Origin of the sequence: Rhodococcus sp. PD04 (genome assembly GCF_035918275.1) — a bacterium.
GTDB lineage: Bacteria > Actinomycetota > Actinomycetes > Mycobacteriales > Mycobacteriaceae > Rhodococcus > Rhodococcus rhodochrous.
In genome coordinates, this window is the sequence record NZ_CP142143.1 from 3139553 (window position 1) to 3159978 (window position 20426).

General features: G+C 70.2%; 19 protein-coding genes. 10 read left to right on the top strand and 9 right to left on the bottom strand.

Translation table 11 applies throughout. The features are described 5' to 3' along the window. Position 1: 1 nt before the first annotated feature. The 4 genes from rsmH to U9J23_RS14490 all read right to left on the bottom strand — a co-directional run bounded on the left by rsmH (position 2) and on the right by U9J23_RS14490 (position 3282). Positions 2-1042, bottom strand: coding sequence for a 16S rRNA (cytosine(1402)-N(4))-methyltransferase RsmH (gene rsmH / locus U9J23_RS14475; protein WP_059380946.1), 1041 nt, complete (start codon positions 1040-1042; stop codon positions 2-4). A 290-nt stretch (positions 1043-1332) separates the two neighbouring features. Continuing rightward, a complete protein-coding gene (gene mraZ / locus U9J23_RS14480; protein WP_006554148.1) occupies positions 1333-1764 on the bottom strand; it encodes a division/cell wall cluster transcriptional repressor MraZ in 432 nt (143 codons plus the stop codon). Positions 1765-2203: 439 nt separating this feature from the next. Beyond that, complete coding sequence (locus U9J23_RS14485) at positions 2204-2623, bottom strand: DUF3040 domain-containing protein (RefSeq protein WP_060652805.1); 420 nt, start codon at positions 2621-2623, stop codon at positions 2204-2206. Between the two features lie 173 nt (positions 2624-2796). Then, entirely contained in the window at positions 2797-3282 is a 486-nt protein-coding gene (locus tag U9J23_RS14490) for an SAV_6107 family HEPN domain-containing protein (RefSeq protein WP_059380938.1), read from the bottom strand. Between the two features lie 322 nt (positions 3283-3604). On the opposite strand from U9J23_RS14490, the gene U9J23_RS14495 reads away from it, so the two are divergent. From U9J23_RS14495 to U9J23_RS14515, 5 genes are read left to right on the top strand one after another with little or no spacing between them, the layout of a single operon-like run. Next, positions 3605-4252: a GNAT family N-acetyltransferase gene (locus U9J23_RS14495; RefSeq protein ID WP_059380937.1), complete on the top strand. Its 648-nt coding sequence runs from the start codon at positions 3605-3607 to the stop codon at positions 4250-4252. Then, complete coding sequence (locus U9J23_RS14500; protein ID WP_326598564.1) at positions 4249-5844, top strand: phytoene desaturase family protein; 1596 nt, start codon at positions 4249-4251, stop codon at positions 5842-5844. The genes U9J23_RS14495 and U9J23_RS14500 overlap by 4 nt, the downstream gene beginning before the upstream one ends. Then, positions 5841-6719: a carotenoid biosynthesis protein gene (locus tag U9J23_RS14505; RefSeq protein WP_272268601.1), complete on the top strand. Its 879-nt coding sequence runs from the start codon at positions 5841-5843 to the stop codon at positions 6717-6719. Before U9J23_RS14500 ends, U9J23_RS14505 begins: the two co-directional genes overlap by 4 nt. Continuing rightward, positions 6716-7438, top strand: a complete 723-nt coding sequence (locus U9J23_RS14510; protein WP_080968141.1) for an LppM family (lipo)protein — start codon at positions 6716-6718, stop codon at positions 7436-7438. Before U9J23_RS14505 ends, U9J23_RS14510 begins: the two co-directional genes overlap by 4 nt. Continuing rightward, complete coding sequence (locus tag U9J23_RS14515; RefSeq protein WP_272268599.1) at positions 7408-8625, top strand: glycosyltransferase family A protein; 1218 nt, start codon at positions 7408-7410, stop codon at positions 8623-8625. Before U9J23_RS14510 ends, U9J23_RS14515 begins: the two co-directional genes overlap by 31 nt. 21 nt (positions 8626-8646) lie before the next feature. Here U9J23_RS14515 and metF read toward each other — a convergent pair whose 3' ends face one another. After that, a complete protein-coding gene (gene metF / locus U9J23_RS14520) occupies positions 8647-9591 on the bottom strand; it encodes a methylenetetrahydrofolate reductase [NAD(P)H] (protein ID WP_272268797.1) in 945 nt (314 codons plus the stop codon). Between the two features lie 219 nt (positions 9592-9810). On the opposite strand from metF, the gene U9J23_RS14525 reads away from it, so the two are divergent. The 4 genes from U9J23_RS14525 (at position 9811) to U9J23_RS14540 (ending at position 15013) form a co-directional block, all read left to right on the top strand. Next, a complete protein-coding gene (locus tag U9J23_RS14525) occupies positions 9811-10857 on the top strand; it encodes a polyprenyl synthetase family protein (RefSeq protein WP_059380932.1) in 1047 nt (348 codons plus the stop codon). A gap of 5 nt (positions 10858-10862) precedes the next feature. After that, a complete protein-coding gene (gene crtI / locus U9J23_RS14530) occupies positions 10863-12395 on the top strand; it encodes a phytoene desaturase family protein (protein ID WP_326598568.1) in 1533 nt (510 codons plus the stop codon). 100 nt (positions 12396-12495) lie between these two features. Beyond that, on the top strand, positions 12496-14082 hold the full coding sequence (locus U9J23_RS14535) for an alpha-(1->6)-mannopyranosyltransferase A (protein ID WP_174479565.1): 1587 nt from the start codon (positions 12496-12498) through the stop codon (positions 14080-14082). After that, on the top strand, positions 14075-15013 hold the full coding sequence (locus U9J23_RS14540) for a phytoene/squalene synthase family protein (protein WP_080968142.1): 939 nt from the start codon (positions 14075-14077) through the stop codon (positions 15011-15013). Before U9J23_RS14535 ends, U9J23_RS14540 begins: the two co-directional genes overlap by 8 nt. A gap of 39 nt (positions 15014-15052) precedes the next feature. On the opposite strand, the gene U9J23_RS14545 is transcribed toward U9J23_RS14540, so the two are convergent. Beyond that, positions 15053-15424 (bottom strand): Rv2175c family DNA-binding protein, encoded by a 372-nt coding sequence (locus tag U9J23_RS14545; protein WP_229579298.1) that lies wholly within the window; start codon positions 15422-15424, stop codon positions 15053-15055. 182 nt (positions 15425-15606) lie between these two features. Here U9J23_RS14545 and pknB point away from each other — a divergent pair, with 182 nt between their 5' ends. After that, a complete protein-coding gene (pknB, locus tag U9J23_RS14550; RefSeq protein ID WP_059380929.1) occupies positions 15607-17652 on the top strand; it encodes a Stk1 family PASTA domain-containing Ser/Thr kinase in 2046 nt (681 codons plus the stop codon). Between the two features lie 42 nt (positions 17653-17694). Here the strand turns inward: pknB and U9J23_RS14555 are convergent, their stop codons facing one another. Genes U9J23_RS14555 through U9J23_RS14565 form a run of 3 tightly spaced genes read right to left on the bottom strand, consistent with a single transcriptional unit; the run spans position 17695 to position 20419 of the window. Then, positions 17695-19080, bottom strand: a complete 1386-nt coding sequence (locus tag U9J23_RS14555; RefSeq protein ID WP_059380928.1) for a class II 3-deoxy-7-phosphoheptulonate synthase — start codon at positions 19078-19080, stop codon at positions 17695-17697. A 54-nt stretch (positions 19081-19134) separates the two neighbouring features. Further along, the gene (locus U9J23_RS14560; RefSeq protein ID WP_026061497.1) at positions 19135-19626 is read right to left on the bottom strand and encodes a polyadenylate-specific 3'-exoribonuclease AS; all 492 of its coding nucleotides are present in this window, start codon (positions 19624-19626) and stop codon (positions 19135-19137) included. A 4-nt stretch (positions 19627-19630) separates the two neighbouring features. Continuing rightward, positions 19631-20419, bottom strand: a complete 789-nt coding sequence (locus U9J23_RS14565) for a lysophospholipid acyltransferase family protein (protein WP_085468539.1) — start codon at positions 20417-20419, stop codon at positions 19631-19633. Positions 20420-20426: the final 7 nt, after the last annotated feature.

The window sequence follows — 20426 nt, forward strand, 5'->3', positions numbered from 1 at the left end:
GTTACCTCCTGGCGATTCGTTCTGCAGCACGCAGGCGGACGGGCGCCGAACGTGGGTTGGCCTCGATCTCGTCGTCCGTCGCCCGCTCCGCACCGCGGGTGAGGATGCGCAGCTCCGGTCCCATCCCGGGCAGTTCGACCGGAAGCCCTTCGGGACTGCGGGACTTCGCTCGCGGGGTCAGTTCCTGCTTGACGACCTTGTCCTCGAGCGACTGGTAGGACATGAAGACGATCCGGCCACCCACCGCGAGAGCATCGATAGCGTCCGGTATCGCGTTGCGCAACGAGTCGAGCTCCGCATTCACCTCGACCCGCAGCGCCTGGAAGGTGCGCTTGGCCGGGTGACCACCGGTACGGCGGGTCGCAGCAGGGATCGTGCGGTACAGCAGTTCGACGAGTTCGCCGCTCGTCCGGAACGGGGCCTTGGCCCGGGTCCGGACGATCTCGGAGGCGATCCTGCCGGCGAAACGCTCCTCGCCGTAGGTGCTCAGGATGCGGGCGAGGTCGCCGTGGCTGTAGGTGTTGAGGACGTCGGCCGCGGTGATGCCGGTGGTGGGATCCATCCGCATGTCGAGCGGTGCGTCCTTGGAATAGGCGAAGCCGCGCTCCGCCTCGTCGAGCTGCATCGAGGACACGCCGAGATCGAACAGGGCGGCATGGACCGAGCCGTGCCGGTCGAGGCCGACACTCTCGAGTGCATCGGCGATCCCGTCGTAGCGGGTGTGGACGAAGTCGGTGCGATCGGAGAACCGTGCGAGTCGCTCGCGGGCGATCGCCAGTGCGTCGGGATCGCGGTCGAGGCCGACGAGCCGCAGCTTGGGGTAGATCGTCAGGAAGTGTTCGGAGTGCCCACCGAGACCGAGGGTCGCGTCGACGTAGACCGCGCCCTCGCCGTCGGGAGCGACGCTCTCGATGGCCGGGCCGAGCAGGTCGACGGCCCGCTGGAGCATGACAGGCACGTGGCCGAACTCCACCGCAGATGCCACATCGGCACCGGTGGCCTCATCCGTACCATCGACGGATTCGTGCTCGCCGTCCACCATGTGTCCTCCGGAATCCTGCTCGGGCCGCTTACGGTCTGTGGGGTACTCGTCGGGTGGACGGTGGTGTGCCTCGTGCCTGCCTGTCGCTCGTCTCGATACCGTGCTCGCCGCCACGGGGGTGGATACGGAAGACGGCGAATGCCTCGAGGTCTCTGTCCGAGTCCGAAGAGACCTGACGCCGGGGAAGTGCGTCAGGGCCCTTCGGTCCGTACCTGGCGCTGGGGAAGTGCGTCAGGGCCGGCACATCGGGCAGAGGCCTCGCGGCACTCGCCGCGCAGCCCGAGCCGTGGTTACAAGATGTCGCGTAGTGCTTCGTCTCTCGCTTCCGAGAAGTCTTCTTCGTGCTCGGCGAGGTAGGTCTCCCATGCCGTCGCGTCCCAGATCTCGAGGTACCTGACCGAACCGATCACCACGCAGTCCTTGGTGAGACCGGCGTACTTGCGGTGGGCCGACGACAGCGTGATCCGGCCTTGTGAGTCGGGTCGCTGCTCCTCCGTTCCCGACGCGAGGCTCCGCAGGAACGCACGTGCCTGAGGGTTGCTCCGTGAGGCACTCGCAGCGCGTTCGGCCAGAGCGGCGAACTCGTCACGAGGGAACACGGTGAGGCTGTGATCCTGTCCCTTCGTGATCATCAACCCTCCCGCCAGCTCGTCTCGGTACTTCGCCGGCAGCGTGAGCCGGCCCTTGTCGTCCAACTTCGGGGTGTAGGTACCGAGGAACACTCGGCGCCTCCCCGCTGCCGGACGGATGCTTCGCGCGACAGGACACCTTGTCCCGCCGCGCCCCACATTACCCCACTTTGCCCCACCGGAAACGGATTACCGCCGCCCGGTCACGCGTGTTGTCGTCACATTCCCAGCTCAGAGTGGGTGGCGAAAAATGGGGACACGCCCTCTCGTGACTACGGCGGATCCACCGACGTCGGCGCCCCGACGATCCGCCCCACCGGCGGAGCGAGGTTCGAGCGATGGGCGACCAGGGGAAACACTGCGCCCGGGGCCGGGGTGGGAGGCAGTGGGGGGACGGGGAACGCGCGAGTGGGGCGCGGTGGTGGAGCGACAGGAGGGATGGAGGGAGGTCGCTGGGCAGGCCGACGGAGAAACGACGACGGCGCGACCCGTTGGGTCGCGCCGTCGTCGATACACCTGATGGTCGAGGAGGTCAGTCCTGCTCGAAACGCCTCCGGAACCGCTCTTCCATGCGGTTGGTGAAGCCACCACCCGAGGACTTCTTGCCGCCGCGGGAACTTCGACCGGTCTTTCCGGAACCGGAACTACCGCCCGTCGCCCCTGGAGTCGACGGCCGACGACCGCCGAGGAGCAACAGGACTCCGGCGGCGAACATCACGAGGAACCCGAGCAGACTGATGATCGGGAAGCCGCCCGGCTTGAGCGGCAGGGCAACGCCGGCGATCAACAGCGTCAGGCCCAACACGAACAAGGCGCCGGCCTGTAGCCGCCGCCGGTTCGACGCCATCCCCAACCGGCTGCCACGCACGGTCGAGGCGAACTTGGGATCCTCAGCATAGAGCGCGCTCTCGATTTGATCGAGCATGCGCTGCTCGTGCTCGGAGAGTGGCACGGTACCTCCCCCGGCACTAAACGGTGGCCACCGGATCCGTGGGGCGAATCCGGCGGGGGGCCGTCCGTACGGCCGCCTGAGTCAATAATACGAGCAGATGTCGCTGTGGACCACAAACTCCACACGTGAGTTCGATCCCCTCTTCGGCGAAGACCCTCGTGAGGGGGCGAAAGTCACCCACCGACACCGACCTCCGGCTCTGCTTCGGCGTCGAGATAGCCCTCCACATCGTGCAGGAAGTGACCCACCTCGTCGTAGAACGCCCCGGATTCGTCGGCGCCCACCGCATGCACTACCCCCGCCTCGACTGCGGCGCGGGTGGCTGAGCGATCGGCGAAGTAGTCGGCCCAGACGGCGAAGGACTCGTCGGCGCGCGCCATGAGCGCCCACGCGTTGCGCGTGGCGGGCCGGCGGGGGCGGATCCCGGAACGCAGCTCCGCGGCGGCGACCACCGCGCCCGCGCCGCGCAGCGCCGCCAGATAGGCGAGGCGGAACCGCTCGCCAGGATCGCCGGCACCGGCGGCACCCGAGAGCAGATCGTCGGCCTTGCGCAGCAGCGTCGCCGCGCGCGCCGAGGTGGCATGGTCGATGCATGCGGACGGCCCGAGCGTGGGAGACGTTCGGCGCGGGCCTCGACTCGCGACCTGACCGTTGGCCATGTTCACGCACCTCCTCGGCGTGGTCTCACCACTCGTTACAACGAGCGGTATCCGGTGGCATTCCCGCCGAAACGCCGAGGAACGGAGATCACTGTCCTCGAGTGAGGCCGACACGGACGCCGAGCGGGAGACCCCAGGGTGATCCGGGGATGTTCGCTTCCCTCGAACATCCCCGGATCACCGGTGTCGAACATGCGTTCGACGTATTCAATATAGCTGGACCCACCGACAACCCGTCAAGAGAAAGTGGCCACGTCATCCCGAACGATCAGCGAGACCCGAGCACCTCCGACGCAGCGCGAGCCACCCGAACGAGTCACGCATGACCACCGATCCCCGCCAGGACGCCCCGATCCTCACCGAGCTCTCCCCCGCGGACTTCCGTGCGCGCCTGCCCGAGCTGCTGGCCGTCTACGTCGCGGCGATGCGGTATCCCCGCGGCACGGAGTACCACCGCGCGCCGATGTGGTCCGAGCATTCGGCCCGCGAGGGATGGCAGGCGTTCGCTGCGAGTCTCCCCGACGATCCGGACACCGCCGTCGGGATCGCGTACGGCTACCGGGGCGACACCCGCCAGTGGTGGAACCAGCAGGTGCGCGCCGGGATGCGCCATTCCGGACGGTCCCCCGAGGAGATCGATCGCATCCTCTCCGACTACTTCGAGCTCACCGAACTGCACGTCCGCCCCGACATGCAGGGACGCCGCATCGGTGAACTGCTCCTGTCGGCGCTGCTGCGGGAACGCACCGAAGCGGCCGTACTGCTGTCGACACCCGAAGTGCCGGGCGAGGACAACCGGGCGTGGCGGCTGTACCGTCGGTTCGGATTCCAGGACGTCGTCCGCCGGTTCGTCTTCACCGGCGACGCCCGCCCGTTCGCGGTCCTCGGCAGGAGCCTGCCTCTGGAGCCGGACCTCGTTCCGTACCACCATCACACGATCGACGATCCGGACGGAAGCGGTACCCCATGAACTCCACACTCGACGTCGTCGTCGTCGGCTCGGGCCACAACGCCCTGGTCTCGGCGTGTTATCTCGCCCGCGACGGATGGTCGGTGGAGGTCCTCGAACGCGACACCGTGCCGGGCGGCGCCGTCTCCACCGTCGAACGGTTCCCCGGATACGCCGTCGACCGCGGTTCCTCGGCGCACATCATGGTGCGCCACTCCGGGATCGTCGAGGAACTCGATCTCGCTGCCCACGGCCTGCGCTACATCGACTGCGACCCGTGGGCATACGCGCCGCCGCCGACGGACTCCGACCGCCCCGGCATCGTCTTCCACCGCGATCTCGACCGGACCTGCGCCTCCGTCGAAGCAGCCTGCGGACGCCGCGAGGCCGACGCGTACCGCCGCTTCGTGCAGGACTGGGGTCCGCGCAGCGCCGCGGTGATGAAGTCGTTCACCCACCCCCCGACCGGCCGGCACCTGCTGTCCTCGTTCTGGGGACTCGACGCCGGGGAGGGCGGCAGCGCCCTGTCCCGCCGGTTCCTCACCACCGGCGACAGCCTGCTCGACGAGTACTTCGACGACGAACCCCTCAAGGCGGCACTCGCCTGGTTCGGCGCGCAGTCCGGCCCGCCCATGTCCGAGCCCGGCACCGCCGCGATGGTGGGCTTCGCGGCCCTCATGCACACCCTGCCCCCGGGGCGCGCGATCGGCGGGAGCGGCGCGCTCACCCAGGCCCTGCTGTCGCGGCTGCGGTCCGACGGCGGCACGGTGACCTGCGGCGACGCCGCCACCGAGATCCGCCGGACCGGCGATGTGTGGACCGTGCGCACCGAATCGGGACGCTCCCTGCGGGCCCGGAGGGTCGTCGCCGGATGCCACGTACTGACCACGCTGGATCTGCTCGACCGCGGCGGATACGACCGCGACCGGCTCGAGCGCTGGCGCCGCAGCATGCGGGTCGGCCCCGGTATCGGCATGGTCCTGCGGCTCGGCACCGACTCGCTGCCCCGCTACCGCGGCTGCGACGAGCCCGAACTGACGACCGCCGGCCTGCAACTGCTCGTCGACGACCGCGCCCACCTGCGCGCCGCGCACGGTGCGGCGATGGCGGGAGACCTGCCCCCGCGACCGGCCGTCCTCGCGATGAGCTTCTCCGCCCTCGACCCAACGATCGCACCCGAGGGCAAGCACCAGATCACCCTGTGGTCCCAGTGGCATCCGTACGCGCTGCGCGACGGGCGTCGCTGGGAGGACATCGCCGGCGCCGAGACCGACCGCATCCTCGCCGAGATGGAGACGCGCTCTCCCGGATTCACCGCAAGCGTGGAGCACTGCCACGTGCAGACCCCCGCGGACATCGAGAGCGAACTCGGCCTGCTCGGCGGGAACGTCATGCACGTGGAGATGTCGCTGGACCAGATGTTCCTGTGGCGCCCGCTGCCGGAACTGTCCGGCTATCGGGTGCCCGACGCGCCCGGCCTCTATCTCACCGGCGCCTCGACCCATCCCGGCGGTGGAGTCTCCGGTGCGAGCGGCCGCAACGCCGCCCGGGTCGCCCTCGCCGACGCCAAGGGAACTCTCGTGGACCGCGTGAAGGGCTGGGTGTCGCGGTGACCGACACCCGCGTCCCCGCACCGCCCCGACCGGCCCGCTGGAAGACGATCCTTCCGATCGTCCCGGCCGTCGCCGCGGTCCTGGCCCAGATCGCCTACCCCCTCACCGAGGGTGGCGCCCGGGACGCCGCGACCGTCGCGGTCGTCACGCTGCTCACCGCCGCATGTCTCGTCCACGCCGCGCTGAACCGCGGCCTCACCTTCGCCGTCGTCCTGATCGTCAGCTCGGCGGGCATCGGATATCTGTCCGAGGTGGTCGGCACGACGACCGGCTATCCCTACGGCTGCTACAGCTATGTCACCGATCGGCTCGGACCGGCCGCCTTCGACGTCCCGCTGGTGGTGCCGCTGGCGTGGTCGGCGGGTCTGTACCCCGTCTGGTGCGTGGCCTCCCGCCTCGTCCGCAACGGTCCCGGCCGGGTCGCGGCGGTCACCGTCGGCATGCTGGGCTGGGATCTGTATCTCGACCCCCAGATGGTGGCGGACGGGCACTGGTCGTGGTGCAACGCCGGCGGACTGCCCGGGATCGAGCACATCCCACTCACCAACTACGCGGGCTGGCTTCTCGTCGCCGCGATCATGGCGACCGTGCTCGTGCTCGTCGACTCCCGTTCGGATCGCACCGACACGTCCCGGCACGACGCCGTGCCCGTCGTACTGTTCCTGTGGACGTGGCTCGGTTCGGCGCTCGCCCACAGTGTCTTCCTCGACGCTCCCGAACTCCGCTACTCCGCGGTGTACGGACTGGTCGTCATGGGGGTACTGGGTGTTCCCCTGCTGTTCTCGCTCGTCCGGTCGTGGCGCGGAAGCACGCCCGGTCCCGGGCGGGACGAGACACGACTCGCCGCGAGCGACCCGAACAACCGACGAGGATGACCGTGCCTGGCACCATGTTCTCCGTGCAGTCGTCCATCCTGTCCGTCCGCCGTCGTGTCGTCGCGGTCGTGGGGCTCGTGCTCCTCGGCCTCCCGCTCCTCACCGGCTGCCTGCGTGTGCAGGCGACGATGGGGATCTCCTCCGATGACCGTGTGTCGGGGCAGATCGTCGCCGCGACCATCCCCGCCGACGAGAACGATCCCGGTCCCGAACTCACCCCTCCCTCGGCCCTGGCCGGCAAGGTGCGGGTGCAGGAGTACTCGCAGGACGGCTACGTCGGGAGCCAGGTCTTCTTCAACGACCTCACCTTCGGCGACGTCCAGCAGCTCGCCACGATGTCCGACCAGAGCGCCGGCATGTTCCAGCTCAACCTGCAGCGCTCGGGCGACCTGGTCGCCCTGAACGGACGCGTCGATCTCGAGTCCGCTCCCACCCAGGGCACCGACGTGCAGTTCACCATCGCATTCCCCGCCCGGGTGGCGACCACCAACGGCACCCGCGAGTCGGATTCGGTCGTGACCTGGAAGCTTCCGGCCGGTGAGGTGAGCACCCTCCGCGCGGAGGTGCGCTACGCCGATCCCAACACGCGCGGTTTCGCGGGCTGGGCCGGAATCATGGCCGGCGGCGCCTTCGGTGTCACGCTGATCATCGCCGGCGCGGCCTGGTTCACCCGCAATCCCACGCCGCAGTGGTCGTCGGCGAACGGGACGCGGTCCTGACCCCCCTGCCGCGCGACCTGTCCCCCGGTCTCGCGCGGCTCGTCGCCGGTGGTGCTCTCGTCGCCTCCTACGGTGCGGCCGTCGCCGTCGCGAACCGCGTCGCGCTCCCTTGTCTCGTTCCGGGACCGGTGGTCGACGAGCAGGTCACCGTCGTCGTGCCGGCCCGTGACGAAGCTCCTCGCATCGGTGCGATCGTCTCCGATCTGCGCGCACAGAGAGGCCTGCGCGCCCTGCGCGTGGTGATCCTCGACGACGACTCGTCCGACGGCACCTGCGATCTGGCCACGGCCGCGGCCGCGGACGACGAGCGCATCACCGTCGTCCGATCGACGCAGCCACCTCCCGAAGGATGGACCGGGAAGGCAGCGGCGTGTGCCGCAGCCGTCGCCCACGCCGGGCCGGCAGCCGACAGCGGCGTCGTGGTCTTCGTCGACGCGGACGTCCGGCTCACGCCCGACGCACTCTCCGCCGCCATCGCTCTGCTGCGCCGCCAGGATGCCGCGCTCGTCTCGCCGTTCCCGTACCAGCTCACCGGGTCGGCGCTCGAACGGCTCGTGCAGCCACTGCTGTTCTGGTCGTGGTTCTCGCTGCTGCCCGTCGCGGTCTCGCACCGCACCCACCGGCCGTCGATGGCGGTGGCGTGCGGGCAGTTCCTCGTCCTCGACGCGCACGCCTACGGGGCGATCGGCGGGCACGCCGCGGTCGCGGCGAGTCCCACGGAGGATCTGGATCTGGCCCGGGCACTACGTCGCGCCGGACGACGTACGACGGTCGCGGCCGCGGGCGGGCTGTCGTCGTGCCGGATGTACGACGGGCCCCGCCCGTTGATCGGCGGTTACACCCGCTGGCTGTGGTCGGCGTTCGGCTCCCCCGCCGGCGCGGCCGCGGTGGTCGCGCTGTATCTCCTCGCCTACCTCCTGCCCCCGGCAGCGGCGCTTCTCGGCGAGGGCCGGACACGACGCTGGGGTCTGGTCGGAACCGCCGCGGGCATGGCGTCACGACTCCTCGCCCGCGTCACCGAACGGGGAGGACGCACACACCCGGATGCTCCGGACCGTCCCGCCGACGACCTGCTCGAGGCCGTGGCACACCCGGCATCGGTCCTGGCCTTCGGCGCGCTCACGGCGTCGTCGATCCGGGCCCGGCGCAGCGGACGCGCGGCATGGAAGGCCCGCGTCCTGCCCTGACCCCGAACCGGGGCACGGATGTCAGGCCGGCTGCACCGCGGCGGGAGCTTCGAGTTCGTAGCCGAGGCGGTCGAGCACCTCGCCGGTCGCGCGGGCGAAGTTCAGCGTGATGAAGTGCAGGCACGGCGCGCCCTCGGAGATCAGCCGCTCGCACATCTCCGTGGCCACCTCGATGCCCACCTCGCGCACGGCGGCGCGGTTCTCCTCCGGGCCGTCGCCCGCCGCGCGCCGCAGCCGCTCCTCGAGCACGGGCGGCAGGTGCGAACCCGACAGTTCGAGGCTGCGCCGCGCCGAGCGCAGCGACGTGATCGGCATGATCTCGGGGATGATCGGCTTGAGCCCCTGCTCGGCGTCGCACGCCACGACCCGGTCGCGCAGACGCAGGTAGTGCTCGACGTCGAAGAACATCTGGGTGATCGAGTACTCGGCGCCCGCACGCAGCTTCTGCACGAGATAGCGGGTGTCGTGGTCGAGGTCCGGGGACCGGTGGTGTCCTTCCGGGAACGATGCGACGCCCACGTGGAAGTCGCCGAGATCGCGCACCAGACGTACGAGTTCGTCGGCGTATTCGAGACCCTCCGGGTGCTTCTCCCACTCGCCGAGGGGGTTGCCCGGCGGGTCGCCGCGCAGGGCGAGGATGTTGGTGATGCCGCGGTCGGCATAGGCACCGACCATCGCGCGCAGTTCGTCGATGCTGTGCCCGACGGCCGTGAGGTGCGCGACCGGCAGGAGGGTGGTCTCCTCGGCGAGACGTCCGGTGATCCGGACCGTACGGTCGCGGGTGGATCCCCCGGCGCCGTAGGTCATCGATACGAAGGCCGGACCGAGGCGTTCGAACGTCCGCACGGCACGCCACAGTCGTCCCTCGGCCTCGACATCGCGAGGTGGGGAGAACTCGACGGAGAACGGAATGCGGCCCGAACGCGCGGATCCGAGACGGTCCACGATCGACGGGGTCCGAGAAATCCCGTCGTCCTCGGTTGCCCTGACGAAGTCGCTTGTCACCGGTCCAGCATAGGTGGCGCCACCGGGCCGGTCGCTACCGGCGACGACCCGAGTGTGCGGATAGGCTGGTCGCGGCGCCTCCGGCTCTCCCCCCGCCGAGGTGCCGTCACCCATCGACCTGGAGGTTTCGTCCTGTCTACCGGCGCCGATCACTTGTCTGCCGAGCAGCTCCCCCATCGTGTGGAGGACTCCCTCCGGCAGTTCTTCACCTCACGTTCCGATCTGGTCGACTCGGTGGGCGGTGGATACCGGCAGGCCGTCGACACGCTCGAGGCGTTCGTGCTGCGCGGGGGCAAGCGGGTACGTCCGCGCTTCGCCTGGACGGGCTGGCTCGGCGCCGGCGGTGATCCGACCGGGCCGGACGCCGCGGCCGTCCTGCAGGCGTGCTCGGCGCTCGAGCTCGTGCAGGCCGCGGCCCTCGTCCACGACGACATCATCGATGCCTCAACCACGCGCCGCGGGTTCCCCACCGTGCACGTCGAGTTCACCGAGCAGCACCGCAGCGCCGGCTGGCACGGTAGGTCGGAGCAGTTCGGCGAGTCGGTCGCGATCCTGCTCGGCGACCTCGCCCTGGTGTGGGCGGACGACATGCTGCACTCGGCCGGGCTCGACCCCGCGACGGTCGCGCGCGTGGTCCCGGCCTGGGCCGCGATGCGCACCGAGGTGCTCGGCGGGCAGTACCTCGACATCGCCAACGAGGTGGCGGCGGACGAATCGGTGGAGGCCGCCACGCGGGTCAACCGGTTCAAGACCGCGGCGTACACGATCGAACGCCCGCTGCACATCGGCGCCGCTCTCGCCGGCGCCGACGACGACCTCATCGACGCCTACCGCCGCTTCGGCACCGACATCGGTCTGGCGTTCCAGCTGCGCGACGATCTGCTCGGCGTCTTCGGCGACCCCGAGATCACCGGCAAGCCCTCCGGCGACGACCTGCGCTCGGGCAAGAGGACGGTCCTGTACGCGCTGGCACTCGAGACGGCCGACGCCTCCGATCCGGCCGCGGCCGAGCTGTTGCGCACCTCGATCGGGACCGATCTGTCCGACGCGCAGGTCGAACAGCTCCGCTCGCTGCTCGTCGACCTCGGCGCGGTCGCCCGGATCGAGGACCGCATCACGGAACTGACCGACAGCGCGTTCGAGGCGCTCGAGTCGTCCGGCGCCACCGAGGAGGGCAAGGTCCTCCTGCGCGAGTCGGCGGTCGCCGCGACCCGACGGGTGGCGTGAGGACGGTGCGGACGGTTCCCGGCGCCGACCGGGTCGTCGTGGTCGGTGCCGGCCTCGCCGGTCTGTCCGCGGCGCTGCACCTGCGTGGCGCCGGTAGGGACGTGACGGTCCTCGAACGCGCCGACGACGTCGGGGGCCGGGTCGGCAGTTATCACGGCCCCGGTTACGAGATCGACAACGGTGCCACCGTGCTCACGATGCCCGAGCTGATCGACGACGCCCTCGCCGCGGTGGGCGCCGATCGGGACTCGGTCCGGCCGGCGCTACGCACCCGACAATTGTCCCCCGCCTATCACGCGCGGTTCGCCGACGGCACCTCGCTCGACGTGCACTCCGACCCCGAGGCCATGGTCGCCGAGATCTCGCGGGTGTGCGGTCCCGAGGAGGCACGCCGCTATCTGCGGCTGCGGGCGTGGCTCGCCGACATCTTCGACGCCGAGTTCGACCGCTTCATGGACGCGAACTTCGACTCGCCGCTCGACCTGGTCTCGTCTCCGGCGGCACTGCGCGACCTTGCGCGTCTGCTCCGGCTGGGCGGGTTCGGCAGGCTCGGCGCACAGGTGAACCGCAGGATCACCGACCCACGCCTGCGCCGCGTCTTCACCTTCCAGGCGCTGTACGCGGGGGTCGCTCCGGCACGGGCCCTCGCCGTCTACGGGGCCATCGCCCACATGGACACCTCGCTGGGCGTGTACGCGGTGGACGGCGGTATGCGATCGGTCGCCCGCGCGATGGCCGCGGCGTTCGTCGATGCCGGCGGACGGCTCGAACTCGGCCGGGAGGTGACCTCGCTCGATCTCTCCGGTGGCCGGGTCGACGGTGTCCGCACCCGCGACGGAGAACGCTTCCCGTGCGACGCGGCCGTCCTGACCCCCGACACCCCGGTGGTCGACGGGTTGCTGCCGCACCGTCGGCGCCGCCGCACACTGGCCGCGCCGTCGGCCGTGGTGCTGCACGGGTCGATCCCCACCGGGGTGACCCACGGCTGGGCGGCGCAACACCACCACGTGATCGACTTCGGCGGTGAATGGGACCGCACCTTCGCGGAGATCACCCGCAGCCGCGGACGTGGCCGGCCGATGTCGGATCCCTCGCTGCTCATCACACGACCGGCTCTGTCCGATCCCGGTCTGCGCTTCACCCGTGAGGGGGCCGAGCACGAACCGTTGTCGGTGCTGGCGCCGTGCCCGAACCTCGACAGCGCTCCGCTCGCCTGGGCCGAGCTCGCGGTGCCCTACCGCAACGAGCTGCTCGACGTCCTCGACCGCCGCGGATACGGCGGTATCATGGACGGTTTCCGCGTCGACCACATCGACACACCCGCAACCTGGCACGCTCGTGGCATGCAGGCGGGCAGCCCGTTCTCGAGCGCTCACGTCTTCCGGCAGACGGGACCGTTCCGGCGCCGTAACCTCGATCCGGCCGTTCCCGGCGTGGTGCTCGCCGGGTCGGCGACGGTGCCGGGCGTCGGCGTCCCCACCGTGCTGTTGTCCGGAAGGCTCGCCGCCGAACGGCTCGATGTTCCGCGAAGCCGGTGACACCGGGCGCAACACGCTCCGCGTCTCCACTAAACTGTCCTCGTTCGCCAGCTACCTGCGCGCCGCGCATCCACACGTCCACGGGGGAGGAACCGTAACGATGTCGTCCCCTGCCTCGCCCGACGCCGAGCCGCAGACCTCGCCCGCGCCGGAGGGGACGGTCGCGCCGACGGGTGAGCGCCCGAAGTACGCATTCCTGAGGAGTCCCGCCGGCCACGCCACGTTGCTCGGCGCGTGGGGCGCGGTGCTCATGACCTTCGGCAGTTTCGGATCGGGCAGTGTCCGCCGCGTCGATCCGCTGCTCGAGGACATCTATCTGTCGTGGCTGCGCTTCGGCCACGGTCAGCTGCTCTCGCGGATCATCCTGTGGGTCGGTGTGCTCGTCATGATCGCAGCGTGGGTGCGCGTCGGTCGGGCGACCCTCGCCGGCCACGTCACGGTGCGCGATCTGTGGACGGTGCTTCCCGCGTGGACCGCTCCCCTGCTCGTCGCGACCCCGATGTTCAGCCGCGACGCCTACTCCTACCTCGCGCAGGGTGCACTGCTGCGCGACGGCTTCGATCCGTACGAGGTGGGCCCGGTCGTCAACCCGGGCGTCCTGCTCGACAACGTCAGCAACGTATGGACGACGACCACCACGCCGTACGGGCCCGTCCACCTGCTGCTCGGTGCGGGCATCACGTCCATCACCGACGACAACGTGGTGACGGGCACCTGGCTGTGGCGCCTGACCATGCTTCCCGGCCTCGCGCTCATGGCGTGGGCCGTGCCGAAACTCGCCCGTCGCATGGGTGGGAACCCCGCGATCGCCCTGTGGCTCGCGGTCCTGAACCCGCTCGTGCTGATCCATCTCGTCGGCGGTGTGCACAACGAGCTGCTGATGGTCGGTCTCATGATCGCCGGCATCGTGCTCGTGCTCGAGGGCCGACATATCGGCGGCATCGCCCTGGTCTCGCTCGGCGCCGCGATCAAGGCCACAGCAGGATTGGCACTGCCCTTCCTGGTGTGGGTGTGGATGATCCACGAACGCGACCGTGCGCGCGCCGAAGGGCGCGAACCGGCAGCGCCCGTCCGCCTGTTCGCCAAGGCCGCCGGTCTGGGACTGGTCGTCTTCGCCGCGGTCTTCGGCGGCACCTCGCTGCTCGCCGGTGTGGGCATCGGCTGGCTCACCGCCCTGTCCGGCTCGTCGAAGATCATCAACTGGTTGTCGCTGCCGACGATGATGGCGCACGCCGTCACGTGGGTCACCCCGTGGCGACTCGGATCGGTCCTCGACATCACGCGCATGCTCTGCGCGATCGCGCTGGTGGTGATCCTGGTGTGGGCGTGGTGGCGCTTCCGCCGCACCGAGCGCGACGCGGTCTTCGGGATCGTCGTGGCACTGACCGCGGTGACCCTGCTGTCGCCCGCCGCGCTGCCCTGGTACTACTCCTGGCCGCTCGCCGTCGCCGCCGCCTTCGCGATGTCGCCCAGGGTGCTCATGGTGCTCGTCGGGTTGTCGACCTGGTTGATGTTGATCTTCAACCCCGACGGGTCGATCGGGATGTACAACATCGCGCACGTCGCACTCGCGGTGTTCGCCTCGATCGTCGCGGCCCGTTCGCTCGTCACCCGTGATCCGCTGCGCCTGCGGTTGCGGCCACGAGCGGCATCGCCCGCCGGCGCTGCCCGGGACGACCGTGCCTGACCGCCCCGCGGGGATCGCGGCCGACGATCTCACCCGGGCCTACGCCTACTGCGCCGAACTCACCGCCGAACACGGACGCACCTACAACCTCGCGACCCGGTTGCTGCCGGCCCCGCGCCGACACGCCGTGCACGCGCTCTACGGGTTCGCCAGACATGTCGACGACATCGTCGACGTCACCGCCGTGGACGACCCGGAGGCCGCGATCCGCGGGGTCGACGACGCGCACGCCCGCCTGCACGCCGCGCTCGCGGGTGATCCCGGCCCGCTCGACGAGACCGGTCTGGTGGTCCGTGCGCTCGCCGACACGATCCGGCAGTACCGCATCCCGACCGGGTACTTCGACGCCTTCATCCGTTCCATGCGCATGGACGTGCCGCGCACGCCCGAGTTCCGGCCCCACTACCGGACCATCGAGGAACTGCGCGAGTACATGCACGGCTCCGCGGCAGTGATCGGTCTCGAACTGCTGCCCATCCTCGACGTCGCCGATCCTGCCGCCCCACCGGCCGCGGCCGCGCTCGGTGAGGCATTCCAGCTCACCAACTTCATCCGCGACGTCGGCGAAGACCTCGAGCGCGGACGCGTCTACATCCCGCTCGACCTGTGGTCGGCGTTCGGGGTCGACATCGACCTGCTGCAGGAATGCCGGCGCACCGGCGCCGTGGATCCGAGGGTCCGGCGGGCGCTCGCCCACGCGGTCGCACTGACCCGCGCCGAATATCGCAAGGCCGAACCCGGACTGGCGGTACTCCCCGACCGGATCCGGCCCGGTATCCGCGCGGCCTTCACGCTCTACGGGCGGATCCTCGACGAGGTCGAACGCAGTGGGTTCCGAGTGCTCGACCGGCGCGCGACGGTACCGCGCCGCACCCGCGCCGCGGTGATGCTCACCGAGTACGTCACCGGTTCACTGCTCCGGCAGCGCTGAGTTGCCCGCCGCGGATCAGGCCGAGTTGCCCGCCGCGGATCAGAAGGCGAGTGCCTGTGCCCGCCGCATGACCTCGCGCGCGGACTGCGTGTGCATCGCGGCGACGGGGCTTCCACCGGGAAGAGAATCGTCCTCGGCGAAGAGCCACTGCAGGATCTCGTCGTCCTCGTAACCGCCGTCGTGCAGCACCGCGATCAGGCCGGGAAGACCCTTGAGAACGTTCCCCTCGTCGTCGAGGAAGGCCTCGGGCAGGACCGGCACGCGGTCGCGCTTGAACGCCAGCAACTGCCGGTCGCGCACCATCTGGTGCACGCGGGAGGTGGCGACGCCGAGGCTCTTGGCCACATCGACGAGCTGCACCACGGGCACGGAGCGGTCGAGAACGTCGTCGCAGTAAGGGATTGCACTCACCCCACCACGTTATCGTTGCGGCCTCGCGGGCAGCTACGCGGCTACCGTCCACGGGAGCTGGCTACGATCGACGGGGACGAAATCGCTCCGCACACGCAGAGCCGGACCTTCGTCACGTCGATACCTCGAAGGCCCGGGTACCGGCGTCCCACCATCACGCACGAGACACGGGGGTACACCGGGTGACCGCTGGCAGCGACCGACTGGTCGGCGTCGTGCTCGACCGGCGTTATCGCATCGAATCGCAGATCGCACGCGGCGGCATGTCGACCGTCTATCGCGGCACCGACATGCGTCTCGACCGTCCCGTCGCCGTGAAGATCATGGATCCGCAGTTCGCGGCCGATCCCCAGTTCCTGGCACGGTTCGAGTTCGAGGCCAGGTCCGTCGCACGATTGACGCATCCCGGGCTCGTCGCGGTCTACGACCAGGGCCAGGACGGCGACCATGTCTTCCTCGTGATGGAGCTCGTCGAGGGCGGCACCCTGCGTGAGCTGCTGCGCGAGCGCGGGCCGATGCCGCCGCACGCCGCCGCTGCCGTGGCCGCTCCGGTCCTCGGAGCCCTGGCCGTCGCCCACCGGGCGGGTCTCGTGCATCGCGACATCAAGCCCGAGAACATCCTCATCTCCGGCAACGGCGAGGTGAAGATCGCCGACTTCGGGCTCGTCCGCGCCGTCGCCGCCGCGACCACCACCTCGCGCAGCGTGATCCTCGGCACCGCGGCGTACCTGTCCCCGGAGCAGGTCACCGTCGGCAGCGCCGACGCGCGCAGCGACGTCTACTCGGCCGGTGTGCTCGTATACGAGATGCTCACCGGCCGCACCCCCTTCATCGGCGACACGTCCCTGTCGGTCGCGTACCAGCGCGTGGAGAAGGACGTGCCGGATCCGAGTTCGGTCATAGACGGGGTTCCGCCGGAACTGGACGCCTTCGTCCGTCGGGCCACCGAACGCGAACCGTCGGAACGCTACGCCGACGCGCAGGTGATGGCCGACGCGCTCGGCGAGATCTGCGACACGCTCGATCTCCCCCGCTACCGGGTTCCGGCTCCCAGACGATCCGCCGTGCGGACGCCGCCCGTGGTGGACCCCGACGCCGCGGCACCGACCCGCACCGTCGACGGTGCCGCTGCCGGACATGCCGATCCCGCTCCGGCGACGACGGTGCTCCCCGGCTCGGCCGCCGCGAACTCGCACGCCCCGACGACCGTGCAGACCGCCGTTCCGGCCACGCCCGGCCCGGATGCTCCGGCCACGCCCCCGCACCCGACCCGGGTCGCGACCCGCACCCATCCGCGTCCCGACACCGAACCCGTGGCGCCCCGGCCCGACTACGCTGCCGACCGTCGCCGTCAGCGCCGGTCCGCCGCCGGTTGGATCGCCGCGATCATCGTGCTCGCGTTGTTCATGGGAATCGCCGGGTGGTGGCTCGGCGCCGGCCGCCTCACCGACGTCCCGACCGTGCAGGGTCTCGACCGGGCAGCGGCCGTGTCCGCGATCGAGACGGCCGGATTGTCCAGCGAGATCCGGGGCGAGTACTCCGACGACGTCCCCGTCGACACCGTCCTCGGCACCGACCCCAGCGCGGGTTCACGCGTGCCCGACGGCGACACGATCGCGTTGCTCGTGTCGCTCGGCAGACCCACCGTCCCGTCCATCCCCGGCGCCGGCGAGAGATCCGTCGTCGAGGACGAACTGCGCAGCCGCACCTTCGAACCGATCGAGGGCGGCACCGCGTTCAGCACCACGGTGCCCGAGGGCGGTGTGGCTGCACTCGACCCCGCCCCCGGCACCGTCCTGCCGGTGGGCGCCGAGGTCGCACTCGTGATCAGTAAGGGCTCCCCGCCGGTCACCCTGCCCGATCTCACCGGACGCCCGGTCGACGAGGCGCGACGCATCCTCGACGAAGCAGGTCTGACCGTCGGTGAGATCCGAGAGGTCTTCGACGCCGACGTCGACGAGGGACGAGTCGTCGGCACCGACCCGGAGGAGGGCGCCGACGTCAGCGCCGGCGGAACCGTCACCCTGCTCGTATCCAATGCAGTGAAGGTGCCGTCGATGTTGGGACGCTCGGTGGGCTCGGCCCGCGACGAGCTCACCCGCCTCGGTTTCGAGGTCGAGGTCCGGCAGCTCGGCGACTCCGACCGCTCGATCGTGATCGGCCAAGATCCGGGGGCAGGCCGGAGAACAGAACAGGGCAGCACGGTCACGCTGACCGCACTGCCCTGATCCGACCACCCGTCCTCTACCCGGGAAGCATCCCCACTGTGATCAACCGCGGAGCATCTCCGCCACGAGGAACGCGAGTTCGATCGACTGCTGCGTGTTCAGCCGCGGATCGCACGCCGTCTCGTAACGACCGTGCAGATCGAGATCGGAGATGTCCTGGGCACCGCCGAGGCACTCGGTGACGTCCTCACCGGTGAGCTCGACGTGGATGCCGCCGGGATGCGTGCCGAGCGCGCGGTGCACCTCGAAGAAGCCCTGCACCTCGTCGACAATGCGGTCGAAGTGACGGGTCTTGTAGCCGGTGGATGCCTCGTGGGTGTTTCCGTGCATCGGGTCGCACTGCCAGATCACCTTGTGGCCGGTGGCCTCGACACGCTCGATGATGCCGGGCAGCAGGTCGCGAACCTTCGAGTGGCCCATCCGGGAGATCAGGGTCAGCCGGCCCGGCGTGTTGTGCGGGTCCAGGCGCTCGACGTACTCGACGGCCATCTCCGGGGTGGTCGACGGACCGATCTTCAGGCCGATCGGGTTCGACAGCAGCTCCGCGAACGCGATGTGCGCGCCGTCGAGCTGGCGGGTGCGATCGCCGATCCACAGGAAGTGGGCCGACAGGTCGTACAGGCGCGGCTTGTCGCCCGAGTTGTCGAGACGGAGCATCGCGCGCTCGTAGTCGAGGACGAGGGCCTCGTGGCTGGCGTAGATCGTCGCTGCGCGCAGGTTCGGGTCGACGACCCCGCAGGCGTCCATGAACCGCAGACCGCGGTCGATCTCGGAGGCGAGCGCCTCGTAGCGGGCACCGGCGGGCGACGCCGAGACGAAGGCCCGGTTCCAGTCGTGCACGCGGTGCAGGTCGGCCTCACCGGCGGCGGTGACGGCACGCACGAGGTTCATCGCGGCACTCGCGTTCGCGTAGGCACGCACGAGGCGCGACGGATCGTGCCTGCGCACCTCCGCGTCGGCGACCAGCGAGTTGACCATGTCGCCGCGGTAGGACGGCAGGCCGAGCGCGTCGGTGTCGGACGAACGCGGCTTGGCGTACTGGCCGGCGATCCGCGCGACCTTCACGACCGGCGTCGACGCACCGTAGGTCAGCACCACCGCCATCTGCAGCAACGTGCGGATGTTGCCCTTGATGTGCGGCTCGGTGTTGTCCGCGAACGTCTCGGCGCAGTCGCCGCCCTGGAGGAGGAAGGCCTCACCGCGAGCGACGGCGGCGAGCTGGGTCTGCAGCTCCTCGACCTCGCGGGGCACGGTGATGGGAGGCACGCTCTCGAGCACGGTGCGCATCGCCGCGGCCTGTTCCTCGGGCCAGCTGGGCTGCTGCAGCGCCGGCTTTGCGAGCGCCGCGTCGAGGTTGGCACGCAGCTCCTCGGGCAACGGGGGGAGTTCGGGCAAGCGGTCGATCGGCACGTCGACAGTCCAGTTCACCCGTCCAGGATATGGCGTGACGGCCGGAAGCGGCGCAGCACCCCGTTACCCGCGTCACCGCGACCGTCGAGCAGCCTCGATCGCTTCGAACTTCGCGAGGTTGTGGCGAGCGTCGGCGAGGGCGTCGTGGTTGTCGTCCGGCGCGGGGGGCAGGGGCGGGGAGCCCGAGTCCTCCCAGTACTGCCGGAGCTCGCGGGTGAAGCGGGGCAGGACGTCCGGGAGTTCGGGCATGGTGCCCCACAGCTGGACGAGCACGACGTGGTCGTAGGCCCCGATCCAGGCCCACAGTTCGGGCCGGATTCCCGGCCGGGGCACGAGGAACTTCAGCAGGTCGTCGCGGATCCTCGATCGCGACTTCCAGGCCGGGTGCGCCGGAGGCGGGAGCTTCGGGAGGACGTTGCGGCGCACCCAGGCTCCGGCCCGGGTCGGGTCGAACTCGGTCGACACCGCGTAGAACTCGCGGCCGTCCTCGCAGGCGACACCGATCGAGACGAGTTCGATCGTGCGGCCGTCCTCGATGAACTCGCAGTCGTAGAAGTAGCGCACCGGCTCACCCGGCACGCGTGTCGGGGACGCGGTCCGCGACGGAACCGTCCTGCGGCGGGGTCGCGGCACTGCCGTTCGTCGACGCGCCCGTGTCCCCGGCCGTGCCCGACTCGTTCGCCGAGCCCTTGTTCTTGAGGGAGGCGGCGTAGATGTCGACGTACTCCTGACCCGACAACTGCATGAGCGAGTACATGACCTCGTCGGTGACGGTGCGCTCGACGAACCGGTTGCCACCCATGCCCTCGAACCGGGAGAAGTCGATGGGCTCACCGATCCGGACGGTGATCTTCGCCGGTCGCCACATCTTCGACCCGATCGGGTTCATCCGGTCGGTGCCGATCATGGCGACGGGGATCACGGGCACACCGGTCTCCAGCGCCAGTCGCGCCAGGCCGGTCTTGCCCTTGTAGAGACGTCCGTCGGGTGAGCGGGTGCCCTCGGGGTAGATGCCGAGCAGCTTGCCCTGACCGAGAACCCGCACCCCGGCGTTGAGCGCGTCCTGCGCGGCGTCGGCGCCGGTGCGATCGATGGGGACCTGCCCGACCGAGGAGAAGAACCAGCGCTGGAAGGCACCCTTGAGGCCGGTGCCGGTGAAGTACTCGCTCTTGGCGAGGAAGGTGATGCGCCGGCGCACCAGGAGGGGAAGGTAGAACGAGTCGAGGACGGCCCGGTGGTTACTGGCCAGAATCGCCGGTCCGTGCGCCGGAATGTTCTCGCCGCCTTCGAACTTCGGACGTCCTATGAGCCACAGCAGCGGTCCCAGGAGGACGTACTTGAACAGCCAGTACCACATGGCATCC